This window comes from Streptomyces sp. NRRL F-525 (assembly GCF_000716605.1).
GTDB lineage: Bacteria > Actinomycetota > Actinomycetes > Streptomycetales > Streptomycetaceae > Streptomyces.
The window spans coordinates 441,750-467,530 of sequence record NZ_JNXE01000002.1 but is presented as its reverse complement, the minus strand read 5'-3'; the positions used below and the strand labels follow the sequence as shown (position 1 = coordinate 467,530).

The following is a 25,781-nucleotide window of genomic DNA, read 5'->3' as shown; positions in this document are numbered from 1 at the left end:
GAGACACTTGTTGTTGGGGATTAGTTGTACGGCTCTTGGGGTGCGCCTTACCGAGTGTGCGAGGGCCCGGACGGCCGGGACCGCCGCGCTACGCGGATTCCCTGATCACCAATTCCGTCGGCAGGATGAGCGGCGTCGGCTCCTCGCCGGCCAGCACGCGCACCAGCATCCGGGTCATCTCGCTGCCGAGGGCCACGATGGGCTGGCGGATCGTCGTCAGGGCGGGCTGGGTGTGCCGGGCGGTGAGGATGTCGTTGAAGCCGACGACCGCGACGTCCCCGGGGACGGACCGGCCGCGCTCGCGCAGGACGTGCAGGGCGCCCGCCGCCATGGCGTCCGAGGCGACGAACAGGGCGTCCAGGTCCGGGTGTTCGTCGAGGAGGCGGGCGGTCGCCGTGGCGCCGCCCAGCTCGCTGAAGTCGGCGTGCGCCACCCGGTGGTCCTCCAGACCGGCCAGCGCGACCGCCTCGCGGAAGCCCAGGTAGCGGGAGACACCCGCGTGCATGTCGAGCGGCCCGGTGACGGTGCCGATGGCACGGCGGCCCGTCGAGATCAGGTACTCCACGGCCTCGCGGGCCCCGCCCCGGTTGTCGGCGTCCACGTAATAGCGCGGGGCCTTCTCGAGGGAGCGGCCGCCGTGCACGACGGGGACGTTCCCGGCCTCGGCGACCTTCGCCAGCGGATCGTTCTCGCGCAGGGCCAGCAGCATGACGCCGTCCGCGCCCCGGGACTGGAGGACGCGGGTGAGCCGGGCCCGGCCCCGCTCGCCCGCGGCCAGGATCAGCAGGAGTTCGAGGTCGGTCTCCTCCACGACCGCGTTCACGCCGGTGATGACCTCGGCGAAGAAGAGGTTGGCGAACAGCGCCGGGTCGTCGCTGGAGATCGCCAGCACCACCGCGCCGCGCCGCTGCGAGGCGAGCGAACGGGCCGCCACGTTCGGCACATAGCCCAGCTCCGCCACGGCGCTCTCCACCGCCTGCCGCGCCTTCTGGCTGACGTGCCGGCGGTTGTTGATCACCCGCGAGACGGTTCCGACGGACACCCCGGCGCGCAGCGCCACCTCGTCCAGCGTCGGCGGCCGTGTAGTCATGTGGGGCGGCTCCCGTTCGTACGGAGTGTGGAGTGCGGAGGGGCGGGCGGTAGCAGCACTGTAAGCGCTGACAGCGTCACAGGCCGCCGCTCCGGATGACCTCGGCGTACCAGCGGGCGCTGTCCTTCGGTGTACGGCGCTGGGTCGCGTAGTCGACGTGCACGATGCCGAAACGGGGCCCGTAGCCGAAGGACCACTCGAAGTTGTCGAGGAGCGACCAGACGAAGTAGCCCTCGAGCGGCACTCCTTGGCCGATCGCCCGTGCGCAGGAACGGAGATGGCCGTCCAGGTAGGCGATCCGGTCCGCGTCGTGCACCCCGTCCTCCTCCACGACGTCGTCGAAGGCGGCGCCGTTCTCCGTGATGTACAGGGGTACGGCCGGGTAGTCGGCCTTGAGACGCAGGAGGAGGTCGAGGAGTCCCCGCTCGTCGATCTCCCAGCCCATCGCCGTTCTCGGCCGGCCGCCGTCGGCGACACGGACCGACGGCGAGCCCACATAGGCGGATTGGACCGGTCCAGTGCTGCCCGCGACCAGCATCGGCGCGTAGTAGTTGACGCCCAGGTGGTCCAGCGGCGCACCGATCCGCTTCAGGTCGCCGTCGCGGATGTGGTCGGCGCCGGTGACCTCGCGGAGGTCGTCCAGTACGTCGTCGGGGTACGCGCCGCGTAGCAACGGGTCGAGGAAGAGGCGGTTCTGCATGCCGTCGACATGGCGGGCCGCGTCCAGGTCGGCGGGGTCGGCGCTGAGCGGGGTGACATGGGTGAGATTGAGCGTGACGCCGACGTGCGAGGCGTCGTCGCGTATCGCCTCCGCCGCCAACCCGTGGGCCAGCAGCAGGTGATGGGCGGCGCGGACGGCGGCGGCGGGCTCGCGACGGCCGGGGGCGTGGCGGCCCGTGGCGTAGCCGAGGAAGGCCGAGCACCAGGGTTCGTTGAGGGTGGTCCAGTGGGTGATCCGGTCGCCCAACGCCTCGTGCGCCAGGGCCGCGTACTCGGCGAACCGCTCGGCGGTGTCCCGCACCGGCCAGCCGCCGGCGTCCTCCAGGGACTGGGGCAGATCCCAGTGGTAGAGGGTGGGCCAGGGCTGGATGCCATGGTCGAGGAGGGTGTCCGTGAGACGGCGGTAGAAGTCGAGGCCGCGCTGGTTGACCGGGCCGGAGCCGGTGGGCTGGATCCGGGGCCAGGCGAGGGAGAACCGGTAGGCGCGCAGCCCGAGTTGGGCCATCAGCGCGATGTCCTCGGGGAAGCGGTGGTAGTGGTCGGCCGCGACGGCTCCGGTGTCACCGCCCCGGACGGCGCCCGGAGTTGCCGCGAAGGTGTCCCAGATGGAGGGCCCCCGGCCGTCCACCGTGACCGCGCCCTCGATCTGATAACTCGACGTGGCGGCGCCCCACAGGAAGCCGGGATCGAACGTGCTCACCGAGTTGAACCTCCGTCTGCGGGAATCTTCCTGGCCTGGGATGGAACTGGGGTGACGCCACAGCTCGGGCCGGTTCCTGTGCGATGCCTCCGGAAGAAACTGGAAGCGCTAACAGTCGCAGAGTAGGAGTGGGACGTTCACTCTGTGAAGGGTCCGGACGAGGAAAAGGCTTCTGTGCGTGAAGACTTGACAGCCTCGTCGGCCCCGCTCACCATCTGGCACTGACGCCGCACCGAGCCGACCCTGTCACCGAGAAGGGCTCGGTATGTTCCGCAGGACCAGCTTCCATACGACCAGATTCCGCAGGACCAGATGGGCCGCGGTCCTCCTCGCGCCAGCCCTGACCGTCGCCACCCTGGCCGCGACCCCCGTGCTTCCCGTGACGTCCGCGCAGGCCGCCGACGCGCCCTACGAGCGGGTGCTCAACGGCACGTTCGACAACGGTAAGACCTCGTGGTGGAGCAGCGGCAACACGCCCTCCACCGTCGACCTGGGCCGCCTGTGCGCCGACGTCCCCGGCGGGACCGTCAACGTCTGGGACTCGATGATCGGCCAGAACGACATCCCGTTGGAGGCCGGCCAGCCGTACACCCTGCGCTTCACGGCCTCCGCCACCCGGGACGTGTCGATCCACGCCGTACTGCAGCTGCCCGCGGCCCCGTTCACGACCACCCTCAACAAGACCGCCGCCATCACCACCACACCGAAGACCTTCCAGTTCACCGGCAACTCCACCGTCGCCAACCTGCACGCCCAGCTCTCCTTCCAACAGGGCGGCGCCGCCCAGCCGTTCACCCTCTGCCTCGACGACGTCTCCCTCACCGGCGGCGCGATACCTCCGGGCGGCGGACGCGACTTCGGCTCCCCGGTGCGGACGAACCAGTACGGCTACGCGGTGCACGGCCCGAAGGAGGCGTCGATCGTCAACTCGTCGACGAAGCGCGTGCGTTGGAGCCTGCTCGACGCCTCGGGCGAGGTGGTGAGGACGGGACGCACCCACGTCCAGGGCACGGACGCCGCTTCAGGCGACCACGTACACATCGCCGACTTCAGCTCGGTGCGGAAGGCCGGCACGGGCTACACACTCGTGGTCGGGGACGCGACCAGCTATCCGTTCGCCATCGCGGAGAACCCCTACAAGGCCCTGAGCAAAGACGCGTTGGGCTACTTCTACGACGTCCGCAGCGGCACGCCCATCGAGGCGCAGTACGCCGGGGACGCCTACGCCCGGCCCGCCGGACATGTCGGCGTGGCACCCAACAAGGGCGACACCGACGTGCCCTGCCTGCCCGGCACTTGTGACTACTCCCTTGACGTGCAGGGCGGTTGGTACGACGCGGGCGACCAGGGCAAGTACGTCGTCAACGGGGCGCTCGCCGACTGGCAGTTGATGGACTCCTACGAACGCTCCCGCGCCGAGGGCGACACCGCCGGCCTGCGCGACGGGCTGCTGAGCATCCCCGAGAACCACAACGGCATCCCGGACGTCCTCGACGAGTCCCGCTGGGAGACGGAGTTCCTGCTGAGCATGCAGGTCCCGGCGGGCGAACCGCTGGCCGGGATGGTCCACCACAAGGTCCACGACCTGGCCTGGACCGCGCTGCCCACCCGGCCCGACCAGGACTCCCAACCCCGTTACCTGCACGCCCCGTCCACGGCCGCGACCCTCAACCTGGCCGCCGCGGGCGCCCAGTGTGCCCGGGTGTGGGCCCGCTACGACGCCGTCTTCGCGCACACCTGCCTGACCGCCGCCGAGACCGCATGGAAGGCCGCGCTCGCCCACCCCGACGTGTACGCACCGGGCAGTGACAGCGTCGGCGGCGGAGCGTACGCCGACACGGACGTGACCGACGAATTCTCCTGGGCCGCAACGGAGTTGTACGCCACCACGCACGACCGGGCCTACCTGTCCCGCATCGACACGGAGATCACCCCGGCCGGTTTCTCCTGGCGGGACACCGGCGCGCTGGCCGACCTCACCGTCGTCCGGCTGCCGAGCCGCTTCCCCGCCCGCATGGTCGCCGCCGCCCGCAAGCGGGTCCTGGCCGTCGCCGACGGCTTCGTACGCGACGAGCGGTCGCAGGGCTACCCGAACCCCAACCTGCCCACCGACGGCGCCTATGTGTGGGGCTCCAACAGCGTCACCGCGAACAACGCCATGGTCATCGCGACCGCCTACGACCTCACCCACCGCGACAGCTACCGCAGCGCCGTCCTGGAGTCGATGGACTACCTCCTCGGCCGCAACGCCCTGAACCAGTCCTTCGTCACCGGCTACGGCACCCAGGCCAGCCACAACCAGCACAACCGCATCTGGGCCCACCAGATCGACGCCAACTTGCCCAGCCCGCCCGCCGGTTCGCTCGCCGGCGGCCCCGACTCGGCTCTCCAGGACCCGGTCGCGCAGCAGAACCTGGTCGGCTGCGCCCCCGCGACCTGCTACATCGACGACATCTACTCGTACTCGACCAACGAGGTCGCCATCAACTGGAACTCCGCGCTGGCCTGGGTGGCGACCTTCGCCGCCGATTCCGCGCGCTGAGCGCCGCCTGGTCGAACGGTATGGATCGCCGTGGCTCCGGCCGCGCTTGGACGAGCGCGGCCGGAGCCGAGCCGAGGGGCCTGCGGCAGCCCCACGCCAAGAGATAGGGACGCGCCATGCGTTGGAAAGCCCTGCTCAAAACCATCCCGATGGGGACCGCCTCACTGAACACCGGCCTGCGGAAATCCGGCCCGCGGAAATCCGCCGCGCGGCGAACCGCCACCCTCAAGACCGTCTCGTTCAAGACAGCCTCGCTCAAGACAGCTTCGCTCCGAACTGCCCTGATCTGTCTGCTTGTTGCCCCGCTCCCGCTCCTCACGGCCAACTCGGCCGCAGCCGCCAGCCCGGTCTCCCTGACGAGCGGCTTCTACTCCAACCCCGACTCCGGCCCGGCCGTCTGGGTCCGCAACAACCCCACCGACTCCCGCGCCGCCCGCATCCAGTCGGCCATCGCGTCCCAGCCGATCGCCCGCTGGTTCGCCAACGAGAGCGCGGGGATCGGACCGGCCGTGTCCGGGTACGTCGGCGCCGCCGACAGCCACGACAAACTGCCGGTCCTGGTCGCGTACAACATCCCGGGCCGGGACGCGTGCGGCGGCGAGTCCTCCGGCGGCGCGGGCAGCGTGGCCGCCTACCGCACCTGGATCTCCACCTTCGCGGCGGCGGTCGGCACCCACCCCGCCGTCGTCGTCATCGAGCCGGACGCCCTCTCGGACTTCAGCTGCCTGACCAGCGCACAGATCAGCGACCGCCTCGCGATGTTGTCCTACGCCACCCAGATGTTCCAGCAGAAGGCACCCAACACCTGGGCCTACCTGGACGCCGGACACACCAACTGGGTCGACCCGGCGACCATGGCGAGCCGCCTGAGGTCGGCCGGCGTGGCCAACATCCGCGGCTTCTCCCTGAACGTCTCGAACTTCTACACCACGCCGTCCTCGGAGACCTACGGCAACTCGATCAACTCGGCGCTCGGCAACACCTCCCACTTCGCCGTCGATACCAGCCGCAACGGCAACGGCTCCAACGGCGAATGGTGCAACCCCGCCGGACGCAAACTCGGCGTCACCCCGCGGGTGGGCAGCGCCGAGGACCTGTTGCTGTGGGTCAAGACACCGGGCAACTCCGACGGGCAGTGCGGTGTGGGGCCGACCGTGCCCGCCGGGCAGTTCAGTCCCGATCTCGCCGTCCGGCTCATCGACGGCACGTGATCGCGGGGTGGGGCGCGGGTCCCTGACAGCCCGCGTCCCACCCCGGCCCGTTCCTCAACTCGGCGGCTCCAGGCGGACGTTGTCCTCCGTCCCGTCCGGCCACGTGACGGAGGCAAGAGCGCTGCCGTCACCGTCGTAACAGACCTCCAGTCGTACGGCTTCGGCGGCACCCGACCCCACGACCACCCCGGAGAGACAGACCAACGCGGCGTACACCGTGCCCAGTTGGACCTCCGCCGTCGTGGCGAGCCAGGGTGTCGCCGAGTGCGGCCCGAAGGCATTGGCGTCGCGCGCGGTGCCGATGCCCGCCTCGTCGAAACCGCGCAGCCCAATCACCGTGCTGGACAGGCCGGTTGGCCTGCCCACCCATGCGGCAGGCTGGGGCCCCAGGTGCACCTCCGGCTGCTCGGTCGCGGCCAGACAGTAGCCACCGAGCCGCAGCCGCAACGGCTCCTGCGCTGCCGCCCCGTCGACCCGAACGAGCCGCACCTCCAGCGGTCCATTCAGTACGGACGCCGTCGTGATCCACGGCCCCGTACGGAAGTTGGGCGCGGGATCGTGGGCATACGGGGCAGGCGCCGGGCCGACCGGCCAGTGCGCGCGATGGCGGGAGACAGCCGTGCGCACACCCAGGTGCAGGCGGGTCAACGGGCGGCGGTGGGAAGGGCGTTCGTCGGCGTCGAGCAGCGCGATGTGGGAGTCGAGCGGGTCGTTGAGGCTCGACTCCGTGCTGTCGGGGGCAGCGTGGGAGGCGTAGGCGAGGCGGCTGTAGACCGGGTCGTCCGCCTCGGGGGCGGTGCCGTCACCGAAGGCGTGGTCGCTGCCGTGGTTGACGACGCGTACGACACCGTCCGTCGCCGTGCCGGAGACGAGCCACCCCGGAGCGGTCAACGTCCGCCGCACGTCCCGGGTTTCGATCGGCAGGGCCTCCTCCTTCTCCGTCCACACCGGGTGATCCGCCGACAGGACCAGCCCGGCGAAGCCCTTGCTCGACCAGTACGGCGAACCGGGCCCGGAGTACGGCTGCCGGATGGCCGTGAACTCCCCGTGCCAGCCCAGCGGTTGGAGCCCGCGCCCGTCGAAGCAGCCCGCCTCGGTGAAGTGCCGCAGGACTCCGCTCGCGAGGCGGCGGGTACGGCCCGCCGGCAGGGGAGTGGCGTCGAAGACGGCGCCCGCCCACAGCGGGCAGAGCGTCGCGTAGCGGTACGTCAGCGAGCGGCCCTGGTACACCGGGGCGCCGTCGGCCGCCACCAGGTGCTGGGCGTCGTCCAAGTAGCGGCGCAGGCGGGCCCGGTAGCGGGGGAGCAGGGCGGGGTCCGCGTCGGCGCCGGAGATACGGCAGTACCAGAGCGGGTAGTAGTGCATGGCCCAGCCCGAGTAGTAGTCGAAGTGGCGCAACGGGCCGCCGGTGCCGCTTCCGTCGGAGTACCAGCCCTCGCCCGCGTACCAGGCCTCGGTGCGCGCGATCGCGTGGTCGATGTCGGGCGCGCTCCACGGGGCACCGACCGAGCGCAGGAACGCCGACGTGATCGCCCTGAACCAGACCCAGTTGTTGTCGGGGACCTCGCTGCCGAGCAGGTCGGTCATCCAGGTGACGATCCGTTGCCGTACGGCGTCGTCCAGCCGGTCCCAGATCCAGGGCCGGGTCTCGTGCAACGCGATCGCCACCGACGCGCACTCCACCTTGGCCTGCCCGCACTCGCGCATGCCCGGCCAGTGGTCCGGGGAGTGCGGGTCCGTGCCGGCGGTCAGGCCCTCGGCGTACCAACTGGCGTGGTCGTACGGGTCGTTGTCGCCGGACTGGGCCAGGCGGAAGCCGGCGAGGAGGAAGGTGCGGGCGAAGCCTTCGAGGCCGTCGCTGTGCCGGCCGTTGCGGCTGGCGGGGCCGGGGAGGTGGAGCAGGGCGTGGTGGTCGGTGGAGTACGGGCGGACGGCGGTCAGTTGGGCGTCGGCCAGCGACTCCCAGTGGGTGCGCGTCCAGCCGGTGTGTGGGGAGAGGAGCCGGTCCTCCGGTATCAACTGTCCACCTTTCCAACGGGGTTGAGGCGGGCCGGGGGCGCCACCGACTGGCGTACGACGACGTGCGAACCGAGCACCACCCGGCGGCTCGGCGGGTCCATGGGGCGCCGGTGCAGGGCCAGCCGGGTCGCGGAGCGGCCGAGTTCCTGCTGGGGGACGTGCACGGTGGTCAGCCGGGGGTAGAGGTCCTCGGCGAGCGGGATGTCGTCGAAGCCGACCACGGAGAGGTCGTCGGGGACCGAGCGGCCCAGGTCGCGGGCGGCGGCGATGGCACCGGCCGCGCTCATGTCGCTCGCGCAGAAGATTGCGGTGGCGTCGGTGTCGGTGAGGAGGCGGCAGGCCGCCTCGTATCCGGACTCCCGTGTCATGTCGCTCTCGGCGACGAGCGCCGGGTCGGGCTTGACGCCGTGTGCGCGCAGCGCCCGTTCGTACCCTTCCAGGCGCTGGCCCGCGACGCTGAACTCGTGCGGGCCCGCCAGGTGGGCCACCCGGGTGTGACCGGCGGAGAGCAGATGGCTGGTGGCGGCGAAGGCGCCGCTCTCCATGTCGCACTCCACCACGTCCACCGGCGCCTTCGCGCCGCCCTTCCACGGCCGGGCGCAGAGCACCAGCCGGGAACCGGCGCGCTCCAACCCCTCGGCTGCGGCGGTGAGTTGGGCGAGATGCTCCTCGGTCTCGGCCATGCCGCCGACCAGGATGATCGCCTCCGCACCGCGCTGGCGCATCAGCTCGATCACCGACAACTCCCGCTCCGGGACACCTTGGGTGGAACAGACGAGGCAGACCCGGCCGTCGGCGACGGCCTGTTCCTCCACCCCGGAGGCGACGTTCATGAAGAACGGCGAGGTGATGTCGTTGACCACCATCGCGACCAGCCCCGAACTCGTGTTCAGGGAGCGGGCGTTGGCGTTGACGACGTAGTCGAGGTCCTGCACGGCCTGCATGACGCGGTCGTGCGTCGCCGGGGGAGCGGTGTACGCCCCGCTGAGAATCCGCGAGACGGTGGCGACGGAGACGCCCGCACGCGATGCCACGTCACGGATCGTCGCCCGACCTGCGGAACCCCGACCTTGAGCCATGCTCTGCTTCTCCTCGCCCCGGTGAACTGCCGATGTAAGTAACACCGATGAAAAAGTTACACAACTGGCGAGGGTTTCTCTACGCCCCAGGTGCAGGTACCTGTCGGAGTTTCCCAAGCGCTGTCGAACCTCTTGACGGCTGTGTGTCGTCCCCATAACGTCCCAGTTCCTGTAACCGGTTCAGTGAACGTTACATGCCTCGGAGGAACATCAGATGACTTCGTCGAACGTCTCCAGACGCGGCCTCCTGCGCACCGCCGCACTCGGCGCCGGCACCCTCGCCCTGGGCGGCGGACTGAGCGCGTGCGGCTCCGGCTCCCCCTCCTCGGCGGCGGACGCGCTCACCTACTGGGACTGGTACGTCACCCAAGCCCCCTGGGTGGACAAGGAGATAGAGCTCTTCGAGAAGGGCCACAGCGGAGTCAGCGTCAAGAAGACCACCCAACAGAACGCCAAATACCCGGACTTGGTCGCGCTCGCCAACCGCAGTGGCAACCCGCCGGACGTCTTCATGATCCCGCAGGTCCCCAGCGTCGCCGAGCAGGTCGCCAAGGGCTGGCTGCACCCCCTCGACGAGTGGGCGACCCCGGCCTGGCAGTCACGCTTCCCCGAAGGCACCTTCCTGGAAGGCGCCAACGTCTTTGACGGCAAGGTCTATTCGGCCCCGCTCAAGGGCTCGGGCCCGCAGCTCCAGCTCTACATCCACCACGGCGTCTTCAAGTCCGCCGGCCTGACGAACCCCGACGGCAGCGTCAAGATCCCCCGCACCTGGGACGAAGTCACCAGCGCCGCCCAGACGATCACCAAGAAGAGCGGCGGCAAGTCGTACGGCTTGGGCTTCGGCAACGCGGACGGCATCGGCGTCCTCGCCTGGTGGCTGGACCTGTTCGTGCGCGGCGCCGGCGCACCGGGCGGGGCCCCCACCGTGCCCGGCACCGGCATGGACTACCGCGTCGGCAAATGGACGTTCGGCACCGACCGCGCGTACGCCGACTTCCTGGAGCTGTTCGTCGAATGGAAGAAGCGCGGCTTCTTCCACCCCAACTCCGTGAGCCTGTCCGACGAAGCGGCCCGCGCCTTCTTCGAGCGCGGCAAGTTCGGCATGACCGTCGGCGGTGTGTGGAACCAACCCGAGTGGACCCAGCACAAGTTCACCGACTACAGCCTGGTCACCCTGCCCTCGCCGACCACGACACCGAAGGGCTTCTACTACGCCGACCCGGTCGGCAACGGCACCTTCGCCGCGGTCTCCGCCAAGAGCAAGAAGGCGCACGAGGGGTTCCAGTGGCTCGACGCGCTGACGTCCCCCGCCGCCGGGCGCCGCTGGGTGCAGGACCTCAACGGCGTCTCCGCCCACCCCGCCGACAACAACCCGGACGGCATCGACTCCAAGCCCTTCGCCGCCTTCATCGGCATGACCGAGCAGGTACTGCGCGGCCCGGTGCCCCTCGTGCGCAACCCGGAGCTGGCCGGCGTCGCGCCCGGCGTCCCCAAGCCGGACATCAGCGATGTGGTGACCGGCGTCTACACCGGCCAAATCAAGGACGTCCAGGGCGCGTTGACCAGCCTGGCCGACAAGAAGTTCCAGCTCCTGTCCGACGCGGTCGCCGCTGTGGCCAAGCAGGGCAAGAAGGTCAGCACGTCCGACTACGTCTTCCCGGACTGGGACCCCACCAAGCCGTACACCACGAAGAAGAAGGCGTGAGCCGTCACCATGTCACTCCTCGACACCCGCGAGCGTCGGCGAACGCCCCCGACTCCACCCCCGGTCGCCGCCCGCCCCGGCCTCGGCCGCCGCATCCGCGCAGCCAAGTGGTCGTACCTCTACCTGGCTCCCATGGCCGTACTCCTCCTGGCCTTTGTGGTCTACCCGATCTTCGCGTCCTTCGGCTACACCTTCTACCGCTGGAACGGCATCGGCGAGCCCGGCAACTACGTGGGCCTGGCCAACTTCCGGCAGATCCTGAGCGACAGCATCTTCTGGGGCGCGGTCGAGCACACCTTCGTCTACGCCTTCGTCCTCGTCCCGGTGCAGCTCCTGCTGGCGCTGGCGCTCGCGCTGGTGCTGAACAACCCGAAGCTCAAGTTCGCGCTGTTCTTCCGGACCGTCTACTTCATCCCCGTCGTCACCTCGGCCGCGGTCGTCGGCGTCGTCATCCAGCTCATGCTCGCCAACTTCGGTGATTCGGCGGGGAGTCTGCTCGCCAAGACCGGCATGACGGACGGGCACATCGACTGGCTCGGCGACCCGCACACCGCGCTCGCCGTGATCATCGCCATCGGCATCTGGCACACCCTCGGCTACAACCTCGTCTACTTCCTCGCCGGACTGCAGACCATCCCGGCCGAGCTGTACGAGGCGGCGAAGCTCGACGGCTGTGGACCGGTCCAGTCCTTCTTCCGCATCACCATCCCGATGCTGCGCCAAGTCGGCGTCGTCATCGTGGTGTTGGCGTTCATCGGCAGCTTCCAGGTCTTCGACCTCGTGCAGGTCCTCACCGGCGGCGGCCCGTACTTCGCCACCGAGGTCGTCAACACGTACATCTACCACCTGGCCTTCGGCGGCTCGGCCGGTGCCGCCGCCGAGCCCGACATCGGCCTGGCCTCCGCCGCCTCGTTCCTCTACGGACTGCTGCTCATCGTGTTCTCCGCGCTCCAGGTCCTCGCCCTGCGCGGGATCAGCCGCCGCCGCGCGGCCGCCAACCAGTAAAGGGTCACGTCGATGTCCACACTGTCCCAACGCCCGCGCCTGCGAACGCAGTTGAGCCTGCGCCGAGGCCGACGCGGTCTGCTCTATCTCGCGCTGTTCGGCGGCGGCCTCGTCTGGCTCTACCCGTTCCTGTGGGCGCTCGGCAGTTCACTGAAGAGCACCGACGGCTTCTTCTCCGGCGGGCTCAACCCGATCCCGTCCGAGTTCCACTGGTCCAACTACAGCGAGGCCTGGACCCAGGCGGACTTCAGCAAGTTCTTCGTCAACACGGTCCTGTTCGCGACCGGCACGGTCATCGTCACCCTGCTCGCCACCTCGATGGCCGGCTACGTCCTCGCCCGCACCGACTTCCCCGGCAAGAAGATCTGGCTCGGCCTGGTCGGCGTGACGCTGTTCCTGCCGCACGGCTACACGATCATCCCGGTCTTCGACCTCATCCAGCGCCTCCATCTCCTCAACACCCTCTGGTCCGTGGTCATCGTCCAGTCGGCGGGCGGGATGGTCTTCGGCACCTTCCTCTTCATGGGCTACTTCACGACGATCGACCGGGGGTTGGAGGACGCGGCCCGCGTGGACGGGGCCAACTTCCACCAGATCTTCTGGCGGATCATGCTCCCGCTGTCCGGACCGATGCTGGCGACCGTCGGCCTGTTCGCCTGCATCAACGCCTGGAACAGCTTCTTCATCCCGCTGGTCTTCACCCTCTCCCGGCCCGAACTCCACACCCTGTCCGTGGGCATGTTCAACTTCATCGGCCAGAACTCCACCGCCTGGACCCTGGTCTGCGCGGGCTCGGTCATCACGCTGCTGCCCATCGTCCTGATCTTCATCGTGTTGCAGCGCTTCTTCATCAACGGGTTGGCGGGCGCGGTCAAGCAATAGCGGGGAGCGGCGGCCGGTTCATCCGCCACCGTCCAGGTCGGTGCGCTGCCGCAGCACCCGCAACTCGTCACCGGTCAGCTCCATCTCGTACAGCTTGCCGCGCGCGTTCTCGAACGGCCGGTGCAGGATCATCATCAACTGCCCCTCGAACGTGCGGAACAGCATCCCGTGCCCGCTGTCCTCCCGCACCAACGGCCGCTCCTGCCGCCAAGGCCCCTTGATCTCACCGGACGTGGAGACGGCGTAGGTCTGGACGTAGCCCCCGGTGAGGCTGCCGTCCGCGCCGGGCACGTTCTTCTCGTACGTCGACCAGAGCATGAACAGCGACCCGTCGGGGGCGCGGTACAACTGTGGTCCGTCCGTGACGTACGGCGGGAGCTGGTGCGGCACGCCGGCCGGGATCTCCTCGCCGATCCAGGGCGCGTCCGAGGCCTTGAAGAGGAAGACCGGGTCGCCGATCGTGCCGGTCAGGTCCGGGGCGAGCCGGATCGCCTCCATCGTGCCGTCGACGGTCTGCAGCCACTCGTGCGCGTAGACCATCCACGGCTGCCCGGACGGGTCGACGTACAGCGTGCCGTCGAGGGTCATGAGGTGCTCGGGCGGGGTGGGGCGTGCGGGGTCGACCGGGGTGAAGGGGCCGAGCAGGGATTCGGACACGGCCGTGATCGTGCCCCGCCGGTGGTTCGCGAGCTGAAACGGTGTGCCCCAGCGGCCAGTTGGGGGCACCGGCAGTGGACTGCCCTCGTCGTGCAGTGTGGTGAACAGGTAGTACCTGCCTTGCCACGCTTGCACCTCCGGCGCCCAACCACCGTCGCCCGCCCAGAGGTTGCTCTGCTCCGCCGCCAGGAACACCACCACGGGACGCGTCCAGTCACGCAGGTCATGGCTCCGGTAGGCCATCGTGCCGACGCCCTCCACGCCCGACACGGAGGGGTCGTTGGACGTGTAGAGGTAATACGTGCGGGTCGCCTCGTCGGCCACGACGAACGGATCGTGCAACGGCATGTCGGCAAGCCGCATCGGCCCGCTCACTGGATCAGTCGCCATGGTGTCACCGTAGATCCCGCAAACCCCGTGCGCATCACAGCTGTTGAGGGAAAAACGCTTGGACTGCGCGCGTGCCGTCGCGGGACACTTCCCTTCCTGGCCAGTCCGTTTGCCGGGCGCCGGACGACACCATGGGGTGGGGATGGGATCGCCTGAATCGCGCGACATCGGGCCGCGCAAAGGCTCGGTGTTACTCGCACTTCGTTACTACGGACGGGAGTTGGCCCGGCTCCGCCGCTGGACCGCGCCCGCCACACTGCTGCCCGCCGTGGGCAACATCGGCATCAACTACATCGCGCCGCTGATCGTCGCCAAGCTCGTCGGCCGGATCGCCGGAGACGCGGACATCAGCGTCCGCACGACACTGCCGTACGTCCTCGGGTTCGCCGGAGTGCTGCTGCTCGCCGAGGTGTTCTGGCGGCTGGGACTGCACTGTCTGAACCGGCTGGACGCGCTCGGCATCGAGCACCTGTATGTGATCGGCATGGACGAACTCTTCGCCAAGGACGCCGCGTTCTTCCACGACAACTTCGCCGGGTCGCTCACCAAGCGGGTGTTGAGCTTCGCCTCCCGCTTCGAGGAGTTCGTCGACACGATGACGTTCCAGGTGGTGGGCAGCCTGGTCCCGCTGCTGTTCGGCTCGGTCGTGCTGTGGCGCTACGAACCGCTGCTCGTCGTAGGCCTGTTGGCGATGATCGCGCTCACCGGTCTGGTCGTCGCGCCGCTCATCCGGCGCCGCCAGGCACTCGTCGACCTGCGCGAGGAGGCCATCGCCCGGGTGTCCGGCCATGTCGCCGACAGCCTGATGAACATGGACACGGTCCGCGCGTTCGCCGCCGAGGAACGCGAGGCCGCCGAACACCGGTCCCGCGTCGCCCAGTCGAGGCGCCTGACCCTTCGTTCCTGGGACTACGGCAACCTGCGCATCGACACCCTGGTCGCACCGCTCTCCGTGCTCACCAACGCGCTGGGCCTGCTCCTCGCGGTGGCCCTCGGCGGCGGCGAACACGGCGTCGAGGCCGTCGTCGTCGCGTTCACGTACTACACGAACGCGACCCGGATCATGTTCGAGTTCAACCAGATCTACCGGCGCCTGGAAAGCTCGATGACCGAAGCCGCCCAGTTCACCGAGCTGTTGATGGCTCCGCCGACGGTGGTCGACCCGGCCTCGCCCGAGCCGCTGCGGTCCCGGGCCACCGACGTCCGCTTCGAGAACGTGACCTTCGCCCACGCGGGCGCCGACACCCTCTTCGACGGACTCGACCTGACCGTGCCCAGCGGCACGAAGATCGGCCTCGTCGGCCGGTCCGGCGGCGGCAAGACCACCCTCAGCCGACTGCTGCTGCGGATGACGGACATCGACGCCGGCCGCATCCTGATCGGCGGCCAGGACATCAGTAAGCTCCGCCAGGCCGACCTGCGCAGCCTCATCGCCTACGTCCCGCAGGACCCGGCGATGTTCCACCGCACCCTGCGCGAGAACCTCACCTTCGCCCGGCCCGACGCCACCGACGCCGAGGTCCGCCGGGCCGCCGAGGCCGCGCACGTCACGGAGTTCGCCGACGCGCTGCCGGACGGCTTCGAGACGATGGTGGGGGAGCGCGGCATCAAGCTCTCCGGCGGACAGCGCCAACGCGTCGCCCTCGCCCGGGCGATCCTGCGCGACGCCCCGATCCTGCTCCTCGACGAGGCGACCAGCGCGCTCGACTCCGAGAGCGAGATCCTCGTACAGGAAGCACTGTGGCGGCTCATGGAGGGCCGGACCGCACTCGTCGTCGCCCACCGGCTGAGCACCGTCGCCGGCATGGACCGGCTCGTCGTTCTCGACCGCGGCCGGATCGTCGAACAAGGCACGCACCAGGAACTGTTGGCGACCGAGGGCGCCTACGCGAAGCTCTGGCAGCACCAGTCGGGCGGCTTCCTCGACGAAACCCCCGAGCAGGCCGCCGACCTGCACTGACGGCCCGAACGGCGGCCGGAGCCCCGGGAGTTCGGCCATCGGATTCCCGGGGCTCCGGCCATGCCCGGCGGACAACCGGTTTCTAACCGACCACGTTCCAGCGCCGTCTCGCCGAGGTTACCCAGTCTTTTCGAAAGTTCGCCTAAGGTCTTGACGCCGTTTCCGAGCCGGAAGAAGCTCTGCCCCAACGCGTGACAACCGGTTTCTATTGGCGGACCGGTTTCTATGGGAGGTGGTGCGGTCATGCACCCACGTGCTGGTGCGCCCCTGAGCCGCCGACGATTTCTCGCCCTTTCGGGCGCGGGTGCGGCAGTCGGCGCGGCATCACTCGGTGGCTGCGCGCTGCAGGTGTCGACCGGGGTGAGCGGAGCGGGCGAGACCGTCACGCTGATGGTCAAGGACGGCGACGTCACCACCGACCAAGTCACCCAGGCCTACAAGGACATCGGCATCAAGATCCACCTGGTGCGCTACGACCTCACCAAGCTGATCGCGATGATGACCACCGGCGCCCCGCCGGACCTGGTGCGTGGCGTCGGCGCCGTGGACGCCCCGTACTTCGTGGCCCGGGACGTCGTCGAGAACCTCGACCCGTACTTCGCCGCGAGCGGCGTCCTCAAGGCCGACGACCTCGATCCGGTCAACGACCTGTGGCGCTACGACGGCCACACCCAGGGCAACGGTCCGCGCTACGGCATGGCGAAGGACTTCTCCCAGGACTCCATGTACTGGTACAACACTGCGCACTTCGACACGGCGGGCGTCGCCTACCCGCCGGAGACCCAACCGGTCACCTACGAACAGTGGTTGGAGGATGCCAGGCGGCTCACCCAGCGCAAGAACGGGCAGACGACCGTCTTCGGCGGCAGCTACAACGGCCTCAACGCCCCAGGTCTGCTGGCCGGGTTGACGGCCGCAGCCGGCGGCAGCCTGTTCAGCGACGACTTCGCCCGCGTCGACTTCACCACCCCCGAAGCCCGCAAGGCACTGGCCTGGTACATCGACTACTGCCGGGCCAAGGTCGGCCCGAGCCTGATCCAGCCCGACCCCAACGGCTGGGACGGGCCCACCTATCAGGCAGGCCGGATGGCCATGACGGGCAGCGGCTACTGGCTCGGCGGCATGATCGACACCGACAAGAAACTGGCCCGGGTGTCCCGCCTCGCCCCCGCCCCGGTCTTCGCGGGCGGCCCGCGCCTGAGCCCCTGCCAGGGCGGCACCGGCCTGTGGATGCCGAAGAAGGCCCCCAACAAGGACGCCGCCTGGCGGGTCTTCGAGTGGTTCTTCGGCGAGGCACCGGCCAAGGCGCGCGCGTCGAGCGGCTGGGGCATCCCGAGCCTGAAGTCCCTGCGCCACCTGATGCCTGCTCAGGAGTCGTACCAGAAGCGGGCGTTGCGGGTGCAGGAGGCCGAGCTGAAGCACTTCTCGGTGACCGCCTTCACGCCCTACGCCTCGGCCGACGCGCTCGCCGCCCTCTTCAACCAGGCCGCCCCTGCCGCGATGTCGGGCGGGATCTCCGTCGACAGCCTCGCGGGCCGCCTGAACTCGTCCATGAACGAGCAGCTCAAGCGCGGTAAGGAGCAAGTGGGATGACGGTCGATCAGATCACCACGGTCGCGGGCCGCCCCGGCTCGGCCGCGAGCGGTGAACGGGCGCGACCGGTACGGCAGTTGCGGGCCACCGCGACCGGGCGCCGACACCGCGCGTTCTACATGTTCACCTCGCCCTGGATCATCGGCTTCCTGCTGCTGACCGTCCTCCCCATGGCCTACGCGCTGTGGCTGAGCTTCACCACGTTCGACGGCATCTCCCCGCACTGGCGCTACGTCGGGCTCGGCAACTACCGCGAGCTGTTCTCCGACTCGGTGACCTGGCACGCGCTGGGCCGCACGGGCCTGTTCGCGGTGACCTCCGTGCCGTTGTCGATCGCGGCCGGGCTCGGGCTCGCGGTGCTGGTCAACAGGCCGCTGAAAGCACGTGGGTTGTTCCGCACCCTGCTCTATCTGCCGGCTGTGGTGCCGCCGGTCGGCGCGGGCATCGCCTTCAAGCAGCTCTTCGACCAGAACTCCGGTGCCGCCAACGGGGTGTTGAACATCTTCGGCATCAACGCCCTTGGCTGGCTGGCCGATCCCTACGCCCGCTACGTGCTGCTGATGAGCGTGCTGTGGGGCGCCGGAAACATCATGATCATCTCGCTGGCCGGGCTCCAGGACGTACCCCGCGAACTCCACGAGGCGGCCCGCATCGACGGCGCGAGCGCCTGGCGGACCTTCCGCAGCATCACCGTGCCGCTGCTCTCGCCGGTGCTGCTCTTCCAGACCGTGACCGGCGTGATCGCCTCCGTGCAGACCATCATGCCGCTGCTGCTGGCACCCGACGGCACCACGGGCGGCGTCACCGCGATCCCGCAGTCCAACTACCTCTACATGATGCACGTGTTCGCGGAGTACTTCGCGCTCGGCCGTTACGGCTACGCCTCCGCACTGCTGTGGGTGCTCTTCGTCCTGATCCTCGCCGTGACCGGACTCATCTTCAGGTTCACGTCCGGCGTGGTCTTCTACAACGTCGACCCGGAGGCCAACAAGTGAGCGCCGTCAGCCCGTTGGTGAAGAACCCGGTCCGGGTGCGGGCGGGCCGCCTGGTCCTCTACACGGCCCTCGTCGCCGTCACGGGCCTGTTCCTCGGCCCCTTCGGCTGGCTCGTCCTGGCCGGCCTCAAGACCCCGGCCGAACTCGCCGCCTCGCCCGTGCACTGGCTGCCCCAGCACATCCAGTGGCACAACTTCGCCGACGCCTACCAACTCATCGACTTCCTCGGCTACGCCCGCAACTCCCTGATTATCGCGACCATTTACGCCACCCTCGTCACCCTCAGCTCCGCCTGGGTCGGCTTCGGCTTCGCCCGCCTCTCCGCACCCGGCAAGAAGACCCTCTTCGGCATCCTGCTCGGCTCGATGATGCTGCCCCAGATGATCACCCTGCTGCCGACCTACCTGATCTTCGCCAAGCTCGGCATGGTCGACACCTACTGGCCGTGGGTGCTGTGGGGGCTGGCCGCCGCGCCGTATCTCGTCTTCCTCTTCCGGCAGTTCTTCGCGGGCCTGCCAAGGGAGTTGGAGGAGGCCGCGATCGTCGACGGCTGCGGCTACGCCACCATCTTCTGGCGCATCTTCCTTCCGCAGTCCTGGCCGGTCCTGAGCGCGAGCTTCGTGATCGCCTTCACCTGGACCTGGGGCGACTACATCGCCCCGCAGCTCCTGCTGTCCACCGACCGCACCACCCTCGCGGTCGCCGTCATGTCCACCTACGTCACGTCGGCCGGCACCCCGGTGGCCGACCTCCAGGCCGCCGCCTCCGTGATGTACGTCGTCCCCATCCTGCTGGTCTTCCTCGTCGCCCAGCGGGGGTTCGTCGCCGGGATGTCCACCACCGGGCTCAAGTAAGCCCCCTGCCAACCCTGTTGCAAGGAGTCGCACCATGAACACACCCCTGTCCCGCCGTACGGCCCTCCAGGCGGCCGGTGCTACGGCGCTGGCCGCTGGGCTGACTGGTCTGACCGCCACGGCAGCCCACGCCGGTGGCGGCCACAACTCCCGCCCCAAGCTGGTCACTTACCCCCGGCCGACGACCATGCCGACCAACACCAGCTTCCAGGTGCGGGTCCGCAGCACCCCGCAGGGCACCTGGCAGACCCTCGACATCTACCGGCCGCAGTTCGAGGAGATCAACGCGTCCACCGGGTCGGGCAAGGTCTACAACTCGTCGATGGCGTACTTCGACTTCAACGGCTCGGTGGAGATCGAGGTGACGTACCTCAAGGGCGGCACGACCAAGGCCCGGGTGAGACCCGACTCGTACGGCATCACGCCCGAACTCCTCGGCGACACCCTGCGGTTCACCCTCGACGAGCCCAAGGACGTCGTCGTCCAGATCAACGACGAGATCTTCGACGCCCTCCACCTGATCACCAACCGCGTCGAGCACCACACCCCGTCGCCCGACGACCCGAACGTCCTCTACTTCGGCCCCGGCGTCCACACCGTCACCGGAAACATCCTCACCGTCCCGAGCGGCAAGACCGTCTACCTCGCGGGCGGCGCTGTCCTGACCGCGCAGGTCTACTTCAAGAACGTGGAGAAGTCCCGCCTCATCGGGCGCGGGGTGCTCTACAACAACCCTGGCGGCGCGATCCTCAGCGAGGGCAGCAAGAACATCCGGATCGAGGACGTCATCATCCTCAACCCGGCTGGTTACGCGGGCACGTTCGGCGAGAGCGAGAACGTCCACGTCACCAAGGCGCGGGCGTTCAGCTCGAAGGGCAACGGCGACGGCTTCGACGTCTTCTCCTCGACGGGGATCACCTTCGACGGCTGCTTCATGCGCAACTCCGATGACTGCATCGCCATTTACTGCCACCGCTGGGACTACTACGGCGACACCCGTGACATCACCGTCAAGAACTGCACCCTGTGGGCCGATGTCGCCCACCCGATCAACGTCGGCACACACGGCAACTCCGACGCTCCCGAGACGATCGAGAACCTCGTCATCAAGAACATCGACGTCCTCGACCACCGCGAACCCCAGATGAACTACCAGGGCTGCATCGCCCTCAACCCCGGCGACTCCAACCTGATCAAGAACGTGCGCATCGAGGACGTCCGGGTCGAGGACTTCCGCTGGGGCCAGGTCATTTACATGAAGGTCATGTTCAACCCGAAGTACAACACCTCGGTCGGCCGCGGCATCGAGGACGTGTACGTCAAGAACCTCAGCTACACGGGTACGCACGCCAACCCGTCGCTCTTCCTCGGCTATGACGCCGAACACGCCATCAACAACGTCACGTTCGAGAACCTGGTGATCAACGGGGTCGTCGTCGCCGACTCGATGAAGAAGCCGAGCTGGTACTACACCACCGACGCGATCCAGTGGTTCTACAACGAGCACGTCACCAACCTGAAGTTCCTGACCACGGCCGAAGCAGAGGCGGCTGCCGCGTCATGACGAACCCCGCACCTAGCTCCGCTGGAAGAGCGGGGAGCCGTCGTGGGGCGGCTGCGGCGCCGTCGGGGCTGGGCGCGCAGTTCCCCGCGCCCCTTAACGGCGCTGTCGAACCGCAGGTGACTTCATCGGGTCCGCTTAGCCGTCGGGGCTTCCTCGGCGGCGTTGCGTCCCTGCTGCTGGTCTCGGGCGCGAGCGGACTGCTCGTGCCTGGCACCGTCCGGGCCGCCGAGAATCACACCCCAGCCTTCACTCACCCCGGCCTGCTGCACACCGCCGACGACCTCGCCCGCATGAAAGCAGCGGTCGCCGCCAAGCAATCCCCGGTCTACGACGGCTACTTGGCGCTCGCGGCGAACGCCCGCTCCTCCTCGTCGTACGCCGTGCAGAACACGGGCCAGATCACCACCTGGGGCCGCGGCCCCGCCAACTACCAGAACCAGGCCGTCGCCGACTCGGCCGCCGCCTACCAGAACGCCCTCATCTGGTCCGTCACCGGAGACACCGCACACGCCGACAAGGCCCGCGACATCCTCAACGCCTGGTCGACTTCCCTCACCGCCATCACCGGAGCCGACGGCCCCCTCGGCGCGGGCCTTCAGGCCTTCAAGTTCGCCAACGCCGCCGAACTCCTCCGCCACACCGGCTACGACGGCTGGGCCGCCGCCGACATCGCCCGCTGCGAGGAGTCCTTCCTCCGCGTCTGGTACCCGGCGCTGTCCGGCTACATGTTCTACGCCAACGGCAACTGGGACCTGACGTCCCTTCAATCCCTGCTGGCCATAGGCGTGTTCTGCGAAGAACCCACCCTCTTCTACGACGCGCTCCGCTTCGCCGCGGCCGGCGCCGGCAACGGCAGCGTCCTCCACCGCATCGTCACCGACGCCGGCCAGGGTCAGGAGTCCGGCCGCGACCAGGGCCACGAGCAGCTCGCCGTCGGCCTGTTGGCGGACGCGGCACAGGTCGCCTGGAACCAGGGCGTCGACCTCTGGGGCTTCGACGACAACCGCATCCTCGCCAACGTCGAGTACGCCGCCCGCTACAACCTCGGCGGCGACGTCCCCTTCACCCCTGACCTCGACCGCACCGGCAAGTACATCAAGACGGCGGTCTCGGCCACGTCACGCGGCACCCTGCCGCCCATCTACGAGATGGCGTACGCCCATTACGCCGGTGTGCGCGGCCTGGACACCCCGTACACGAAGAACGCCGTCTTCCGCGGCACCGGCGGAACCCGCGTCATCGAGGGCAGCAACGACGACCTCCCGAGTTGGGGCACCTTCGCCTACGCCGGTGCTGCGACCTCCTCGCCCACCGTGCCGACACCACCGGCCGGAGTCACGGCGATCGGCAACGACCGGTCCGTGACGGTGAGTTGGCTGCCCTCGACCTGGGCCGACACCTACACGGTCCTACGGGCCACCGACGTGGACGGCCGCTACGAGAAGATCGCGTCCGGCGTCGCCCGGCCGACGTACACCGACCGGAACGTGCACGCGGGGCGGACGTACTACTACACCGTCGCCGCCACCAACGCCCATGGCGGGAGCAGCAGTTCGACATGGGCGGCCGCCTCCGCCGGTCTTCCCTCGCCCTGGTCGACCCGGGACGTGGGTAGCGTGAAGGTCCCCGGTTCCGCCGCCTTCGACGGCGAGCGCTTCGTCCTGGAGGCCAGCGGGAACTCCGACACCTACCGTCTCGTCCATCTCCCGCTGCGCGGCGACGGTACGGTCACCGCGCGGATCGTGTGGCCGCTCAGCTCGCAGTACTCCAAGATCGGCGTCACCGTCCGGGCCTCCCTCGACCCGGACGCGGCGCACGCCTCGATGCTGATCCAGGGGCTGCCGCTGCACACGTGGAGCGGGGTGTGGACGGTACGTCCGTCGGCCGATGCGCAGATCTCCGCGACCGGCAGCACCCCTGTACCGCCCTCCCAGCAGCAGGCGATCACGGTGAACGCCGCCTTCCCGATCTCCAGCCTCGGCACGCTGCCCGAGTCGGCGACCCCGCTGGAGGCGCCGTATGTCGAGGGCGCGGGCGACGGTTACCGGCTCCGGGCGCCCTACTGGGTACGCGTGACCCGCAAGGGCGTGCGCTGCACCGGCGCCATCTCCCCGGACGGTGTCCACTGGACCGAAGTCGGCTCCACCGAGGTCGAGTTGGGGCGCACCGCATACGCCGGACTCGCCCTCACCTCCTGCCTCGGCGTCGAGGAGGACTACGCCGAGACCGGCACCGGCGCTTTCGACAACGTCACCGTGACATCGTCGTCCGGCACGGTCTGGCGCGTACCCCGCCCGGCCCGCTCCGCCACCGACCTAAGGGCCCAAACCGGCACCGACGCCGTCGAGTTGGCCTGGACCGACCCGGACCTCTCCGCCGAGTACACCGTGCTGCGGGCCACCCGCACGGGCGGACCGTACAAGACTCTCGCCACCCGCGTGGGCCCCGTCGGCTTCGGTACCCGCATCCGGTACACCGATGCTACGGGGACGCCGGGAACGACGTACCACTACACGGTCGCGAAGACCAACGCCGGTGGACGCGGGCCGCGTTCGACACCGGCGCAAGCCGCGACGCCGACCCCGGCGCAACCCCAACTCACCTCAGCCACTAGCGCGTTCACTAACCATGGCGCTACCTTCCAGCATCTGCTGCGAGCCTCACACGAGCCCATACGGTTCACCGCAGTCGGCCTGCCCGCCGGTCTCCGCATCGATCGCCACACCGGCCTGATCTCCGGAATCCCCACGGAGACCGGCGAGTTCACGGTCGCGACGACCGCGGGCAACGCCTCCGGAACCGCGACCGGCACCCTCGCCCTCACGGTCGGTACCGCGCCGCCCGCGCCGTGGACGTACGGCGATCTCGGAGACACCGTGCTCGACGACCGCGCCTTCGGGACGCTGGGCGTGGTGGCGATCACGACGCCGGGCAGTACGTCGTACGACGGCGGGACCTTCACCGTGCGGGGCGCGGGTGTCGATCTCAACGCCAACGGCCAAGGGATGACAGGGCAGTTCGTACGGCGGCCCGTCAGCGGTGACTGCGAGGTCGTCGCCCGGATCGTCACCCGCAGCGGGGTGATCACGGACCGGGTCGGGCTGCTCATGGCGAAGTCGCTGTCGCCGTTCGACCAGGCCGCCGGGGCGATCGTCACCGGCGGGACCAGTGCCCAGCTCATGCTCCGGAAGACCGTGGCCGGTGCCTCCGCCTTCACCGGCGGAGCCGCTGTCACCCTCCCGACCCTGCTGCGGCTGAAGCGCGTCGGGACCGCCTTCAGCGCGGCGCTGTCCACCGATGACGGTGTCACCTGGACCCCCCTCGCCGACGGAGAGATCCCCGGCTTCGGTGACGCCCCTTACCACGTCGGGCTGGTGGTCTGCTCGCGCAGCCAACTGGTCCGCTGCACCGCCGAGTTCGACGAGGTGAGCATCACGCCCACCTGATCCTTCATGGATTGGAGATGCACCGCAATGAGCCGCACGTCCCCCCACGAGCACCTCCGCAGAACCGAGTTGAGCCGCCGCGGTCTGTTGAAGACCGCCGGCGGGCTCACCGCAGCCGTCGCCCTGGGCGGCGCCACGGTGGCCACGGCCGCACACGCGGCACCGGCCACGTTCACCCACCCCGGCATGCTGCACAACGCCGGCGACATCAACCGCGCCAAGGTCAGGGTCGCGGCGGGAACCGACCCCTGGCTGTCCGGCTGGAACAGGCTGACCGCCAACTCCCACTCCCAGTCGACCTGGACGAACCGGGCGACGGCGACGATCATCCGAGGCGGCACGGGACAGAACTACAGCCTCCTCTACAACGACATCGCCGCCGCCTACCAGAACGCCCTGCGCTGGAAGGTCGGCGGCACCGAGGCCAACGCGGTCTGCGCCGCGAACATCCTCAACGCCTGGTCCACGACGCTCACTTCGATCGGCGGCGACGCCGACCGGTTCCTCGCGGCCGGCCTCTACGGCTGGCAGTTCGCCAACGCGTGCGAACTGATGCGGGACTACTCGGGGTTCGACCTCGCCGCCGCGCAGGAGCTGATGGCGAACGTCTTCTACCCGATGAACAACAGCTTCCTGACCAACCACAACGACGCCTGCATCACCAACTACTGGGCCAACTGGGACCTCTGCAACATGGCGTCCGTGCTGGCCATCGGGATCCTGAACGAGGACTCCGCCAAGTACGACCAGGCCGTCACGTACTTCAAGTCCGGTGCGGGCAACGGGTCGATCGCGCACGCGGTGCCGTATCTGTATACCGACGCGGACGGCTACGCGCTGGGCCAGTGGCAGGAGTCGGGCCGCGACCAGGGCCACACCGCCCTGGGCATGGGCCAGATGGGCGCGGTCTGCGAGATGGCCTGGAACCAGGGCGACGACCTCTACTCGTACGACAGCCGCCGCTTCATGAAGGCCGCCCAGTACGTCGCGAAGTACAACAGCGGCGGTGACGTGCCCTTCACCACCTACACCTGGGGCACCGGGCAGAGCTGCGCCCAGTCGTCCCAGACGGTGATCTCCTCCGCCTCGCGCGGCCAGATCCGGCCGGTGTGGGCGATGCTCCACTTCCACTACAACCGGCGGATCGGCCTCGACGACAAGTACATCTCGGCCATGTACTACGACCTCGTCGCACCCGAGGGCGGGGGAGGTGACTACGGCTCCGACAGCGGCGGCTACGACCAGCTCGGGTTCGGCACGCTGATGTACGCGAAGTAGCGGCGCCGGGGTGTCCACGGGGCGGGCGGTAGGTGCCCGGTCCGTGGACGCCCTCTTGACCGCGGGTCGCGGCGGATCGACACTCCAGTAG

17 protein-coding genes are annotated in these 25,781 nt (G+C 69.2%); 12 read left to right on the top strand and 5 right to left on the bottom strand.

Annotation, left to right across the window (positions count from 1 at the left end):
* Positions 1 to 88: 88 nt before the first annotated feature.
* The gene (locus OO69_RS05125) at positions 89 to 1,090 is read right to left on the bottom strand and encodes a LacI family DNA-binding transcriptional regulator (protein WP_033279171.1); all 1,002 of its coding nucleotides are present in this window, start codon (positions 1,088 to 1,090) and stop codon (positions 89 to 91) included.
* A gap of 76 nt (positions 1,091 to 1,166) precedes the next feature.
* Positions 1,167 to 2,552 (bottom strand): GH1 family beta-glucosidase, encoded by a 1,386-nt coding sequence (locus OO69_RS05120; RefSeq protein WP_199810886.1) that lies wholly within the window; start codon positions 2,550 to 2,552, stop codon positions 1,167 to 1,169.
* Between the two features lie 223 nt (positions 2,553 to 2,775).
* Here OO69_RS05120 and OO69_RS05115 point away from each other — a divergent pair, with 223 nt between their 5' ends.
* Both OO69_RS05115 and OO69_RS05110 read left to right on the top strand, forming a co-directional pair.
* Positions 2,776 to 5,052, top strand: coding sequence for a glycoside hydrolase family 9 protein (locus OO69_RS05115; RefSeq protein ID WP_051800769.1), 2,277 nt, complete (start codon positions 2,776 to 2,778; stop codon positions 5,050 to 5,052).
* Positions 5,053 to 5,168: 116 nt separating this feature from the next.
* Positions 5,169 to 6,263 (top strand): glycoside hydrolase family 6 protein, encoded by a 1,095-nt coding sequence (locus OO69_RS05110; protein ID WP_033279169.1) that lies wholly within the window; start codon positions 5,169 to 5,171, stop codon positions 6,261 to 6,263.
* A 54-nt stretch (positions 6,264 to 6,317) separates the two neighbouring features.
* Here OO69_RS05110 and OO69_RS05105 read toward each other — a convergent pair whose 3' ends face one another.
* Positions 6,318 to 8,282: a DUF2264 domain-containing protein gene (locus tag OO69_RS05105; RefSeq protein ID WP_033279168.1), complete on the bottom strand. Its 1,965-nt coding sequence runs from the start codon at positions 8,280 to 8,282 to the stop codon at positions 6,318 to 6,320.
* Positions 8,279 to 9,316 (bottom strand): LacI family DNA-binding transcriptional regulator, encoded by a 1,038-nt coding sequence (locus OO69_RS05100; protein ID WP_078652291.1) that lies wholly within the window; start codon positions 9,314 to 9,316, stop codon positions 8,279 to 8,281. The genes OO69_RS05105 and OO69_RS05100 overlap by 4 nt, the downstream gene beginning before the upstream one ends.
* A 259-nt stretch (positions 9,317 to 9,575) precedes the next feature.
* Between OO69_RS05100 and OO69_RS05095 the strand changes: the two genes are divergently transcribed.
* Genes OO69_RS05095 through OO69_RS05085 form a run of 3 tightly spaced genes read left to right on the top strand, consistent with a single transcriptional unit; the run spans position 9,576 to position 12,953 of the window.
* On the top strand, positions 9,576 to 11,066 hold the full coding sequence (locus OO69_RS05095; protein ID WP_033279166.1) for an ABC transporter substrate-binding protein: 1,491 nt from the start codon (positions 9,576 to 9,578) through the stop codon (positions 11,064 to 11,066).
* A gap of 9 nt (positions 11,067 to 11,075) precedes the next feature.
* Positions 11,076 to 12,071, top strand: coding sequence for a carbohydrate ABC transporter permease (locus OO69_RS05090; RefSeq protein ID WP_033279165.1), 996 nt, complete (start codon positions 11,076 to 11,078; stop codon positions 12,069 to 12,071).
* Between the two features lie 12 nt (positions 12,072 to 12,083).
* Entirely contained in the window at positions 12,084 to 12,953 is an 870-nt protein-coding gene (locus tag OO69_RS05085) for a carbohydrate ABC transporter permease (RefSeq protein WP_051800768.1), read from the top strand.
* An 18-nt stretch (positions 12,954 to 12,971) separates the two neighbouring features.
* Here the strand turns inward: OO69_RS05085 and OO69_RS05080 are convergent, their stop codons facing one another.
* A complete protein-coding gene (locus OO69_RS05080) occupies positions 12,972 to 14,000 on the bottom strand; it encodes a glycoside hydrolase family 43 protein (protein ID WP_033279164.1) in 1,029 nt (342 codons plus the stop codon).
* 142 nt (positions 14,001 to 14,142) lie between these two features.
* Between OO69_RS05080 and OO69_RS05075 the strand changes: the two genes are divergently transcribed.
* From OO69_RS05075 to OO69_RS05045, 7 genes are all read left to right on the top strand, one after another.
* Positions 14,143 to 15,960 (top strand): ABC transporter ATP-binding protein, encoded by a 1,818-nt coding sequence (locus tag OO69_RS05075; protein WP_199810881.1) that lies wholly within the window; start codon positions 14,143 to 14,145, stop codon positions 15,958 to 15,960.
* Positions 15,961 to 16,203: 243 nt separating this feature from the next.
* Positions 16,204 to 17,553 (top strand): extracellular solute-binding protein, encoded by a 1,350-nt coding sequence (locus OO69_RS05070; RefSeq protein ID WP_033279162.1) that lies wholly within the window; start codon positions 16,204 to 16,206, stop codon positions 17,551 to 17,553.
* Positions 17,550 to 18,548: a carbohydrate ABC transporter permease gene (locus OO69_RS05065; protein WP_033279161.1), complete on the top strand. Its 999-nt coding sequence runs from the start codon at positions 17,550 to 17,552 to the stop codon at positions 18,546 to 18,548. The genes OO69_RS05070 and OO69_RS05065 overlap by 4 nt, the downstream gene beginning before the upstream one ends.
* The gene (locus OO69_RS05060; RefSeq protein ID WP_033279160.1) at positions 18,545 to 19,402 is read left to right on the top strand and encodes a carbohydrate ABC transporter permease; all 858 of its coding nucleotides are present in this window, start codon (positions 18,545 to 18,547) and stop codon (positions 19,400 to 19,402) included. The genes OO69_RS05065 and OO69_RS05060 overlap by 4 nt, the downstream gene beginning before the upstream one ends.
* Before the next feature lie 34 nt (positions 19,403 to 19,436).
* The gene (locus OO69_RS05055) at positions 19,437 to 20,966 is read left to right on the top strand and encodes a glycosyl hydrolase family 28 protein (RefSeq protein ID WP_033279159.1); all 1,530 of its coding nucleotides are present in this window, start codon (positions 19,437 to 19,439) and stop codon (positions 20,964 to 20,966) included.
* Positions 20,967 to 21,163: 197 nt separating this feature from the next.
* Positions 21,164 to 24,412: an alginate lyase family protein gene (locus tag OO69_RS05050; protein ID WP_420707851.1), complete on the top strand. Its 3,249-nt coding sequence runs from the start codon at positions 21,164 to 21,166 to the stop codon at positions 24,410 to 24,412.
* Positions 24,413 to 24,439: 27 nt separating this feature from the next.
* Positions 24,440 to 25,690: an alginate lyase family protein gene (locus OO69_RS05045; RefSeq protein WP_033279157.1), complete on the top strand. Its 1,251-nt coding sequence runs from the start codon at positions 24,440 to 24,442 to the stop codon at positions 25,688 to 25,690.
* Positions 25,691 to 25,781 lie beyond the last annotated feature (91 nt).

What these genes read in the sequence shown, in the direction of transcription:
- OO69_RS05080 (WP_033279164.1), bottom strand. Translation starts at nt 14,000, where the DNA reads ATGGCGACTGATCCAGTGAGCGGGCCGATGCGGCTTGCCGACATGCCG.
- OO69_RS05065 (WP_033279161.1), top strand. Translation starts at nt 17,550, where the DNA reads ATGACGGTCGATCAGATCACCACGGTCGCGGGCCGCCCCGGCTCGGCC.
- OO69_RS05125 (WP_033279171.1), bottom strand. Translation starts at nt 1,090, where the DNA reads ATGACTACACGGCCGCCGACGCTGGACGAGGTGGCGCTGCGCGCCGGG.
- OO69_RS05075 (WP_199810881.1), top strand. Translation starts at nt 14,143, where the DNA reads ATGGGATCGCCTGAATCGCGCGACATCGGGCCGCGCAAAGGCTCGGTG.
- OO69_RS05115 (WP_051800769.1), top strand. Translation starts at nt 2,776, where the DNA reads ATGTTCCGCAGGACCAGCTTCCATACGACCAGATTCCGCAGGACCAGA.
- OO69_RS05070 (WP_033279162.1), top strand. Translation starts at nt 16,204, where the DNA reads ATGCACCCACGTGCTGGTGCGCCCCTGAGCCGCCGACGATTTCTCGCC.
- OO69_RS05095 (WP_033279166.1), top strand. Translation starts at nt 9,576, where the DNA reads ATGACTTCGTCGAACGTCTCCAGACGCGGCCTCCTGCGCACCGCCGCA.
- OO69_RS05055 (WP_033279159.1), top strand. Translation starts at nt 19,437, where the DNA reads ATGAACACACCCCTGTCCCGCCGTACGGCCCTCCAGGCGGCCGGTGCT.
- OO69_RS05085 (WP_051800768.1), top strand. Translation starts at nt 12,084, where the DNA reads ATGTCCACACTGTCCCAACGCCCGCGCCTGCGAACGCAGTTGAGCCTG.
- OO69_RS05110 (WP_033279169.1), top strand. Translation starts at nt 5,169, where the DNA reads ATGCGTTGGAAAGCCCTGCTCAAAACCATCCCGATGGGGACCGCCTCA.
- OO69_RS05045 (WP_033279157.1), top strand. Translation starts at nt 24,440, where the DNA reads ATGAGCCGCACGTCCCCCCACGAGCACCTCCGCAGAACCGAGTTGAGC.
- OO69_RS05090 (WP_033279165.1), top strand. Translation starts at nt 11,076, where the DNA reads ATGTCACTCCTCGACACCCGCGAGCGTCGGCGAACGCCCCCGACTCCA.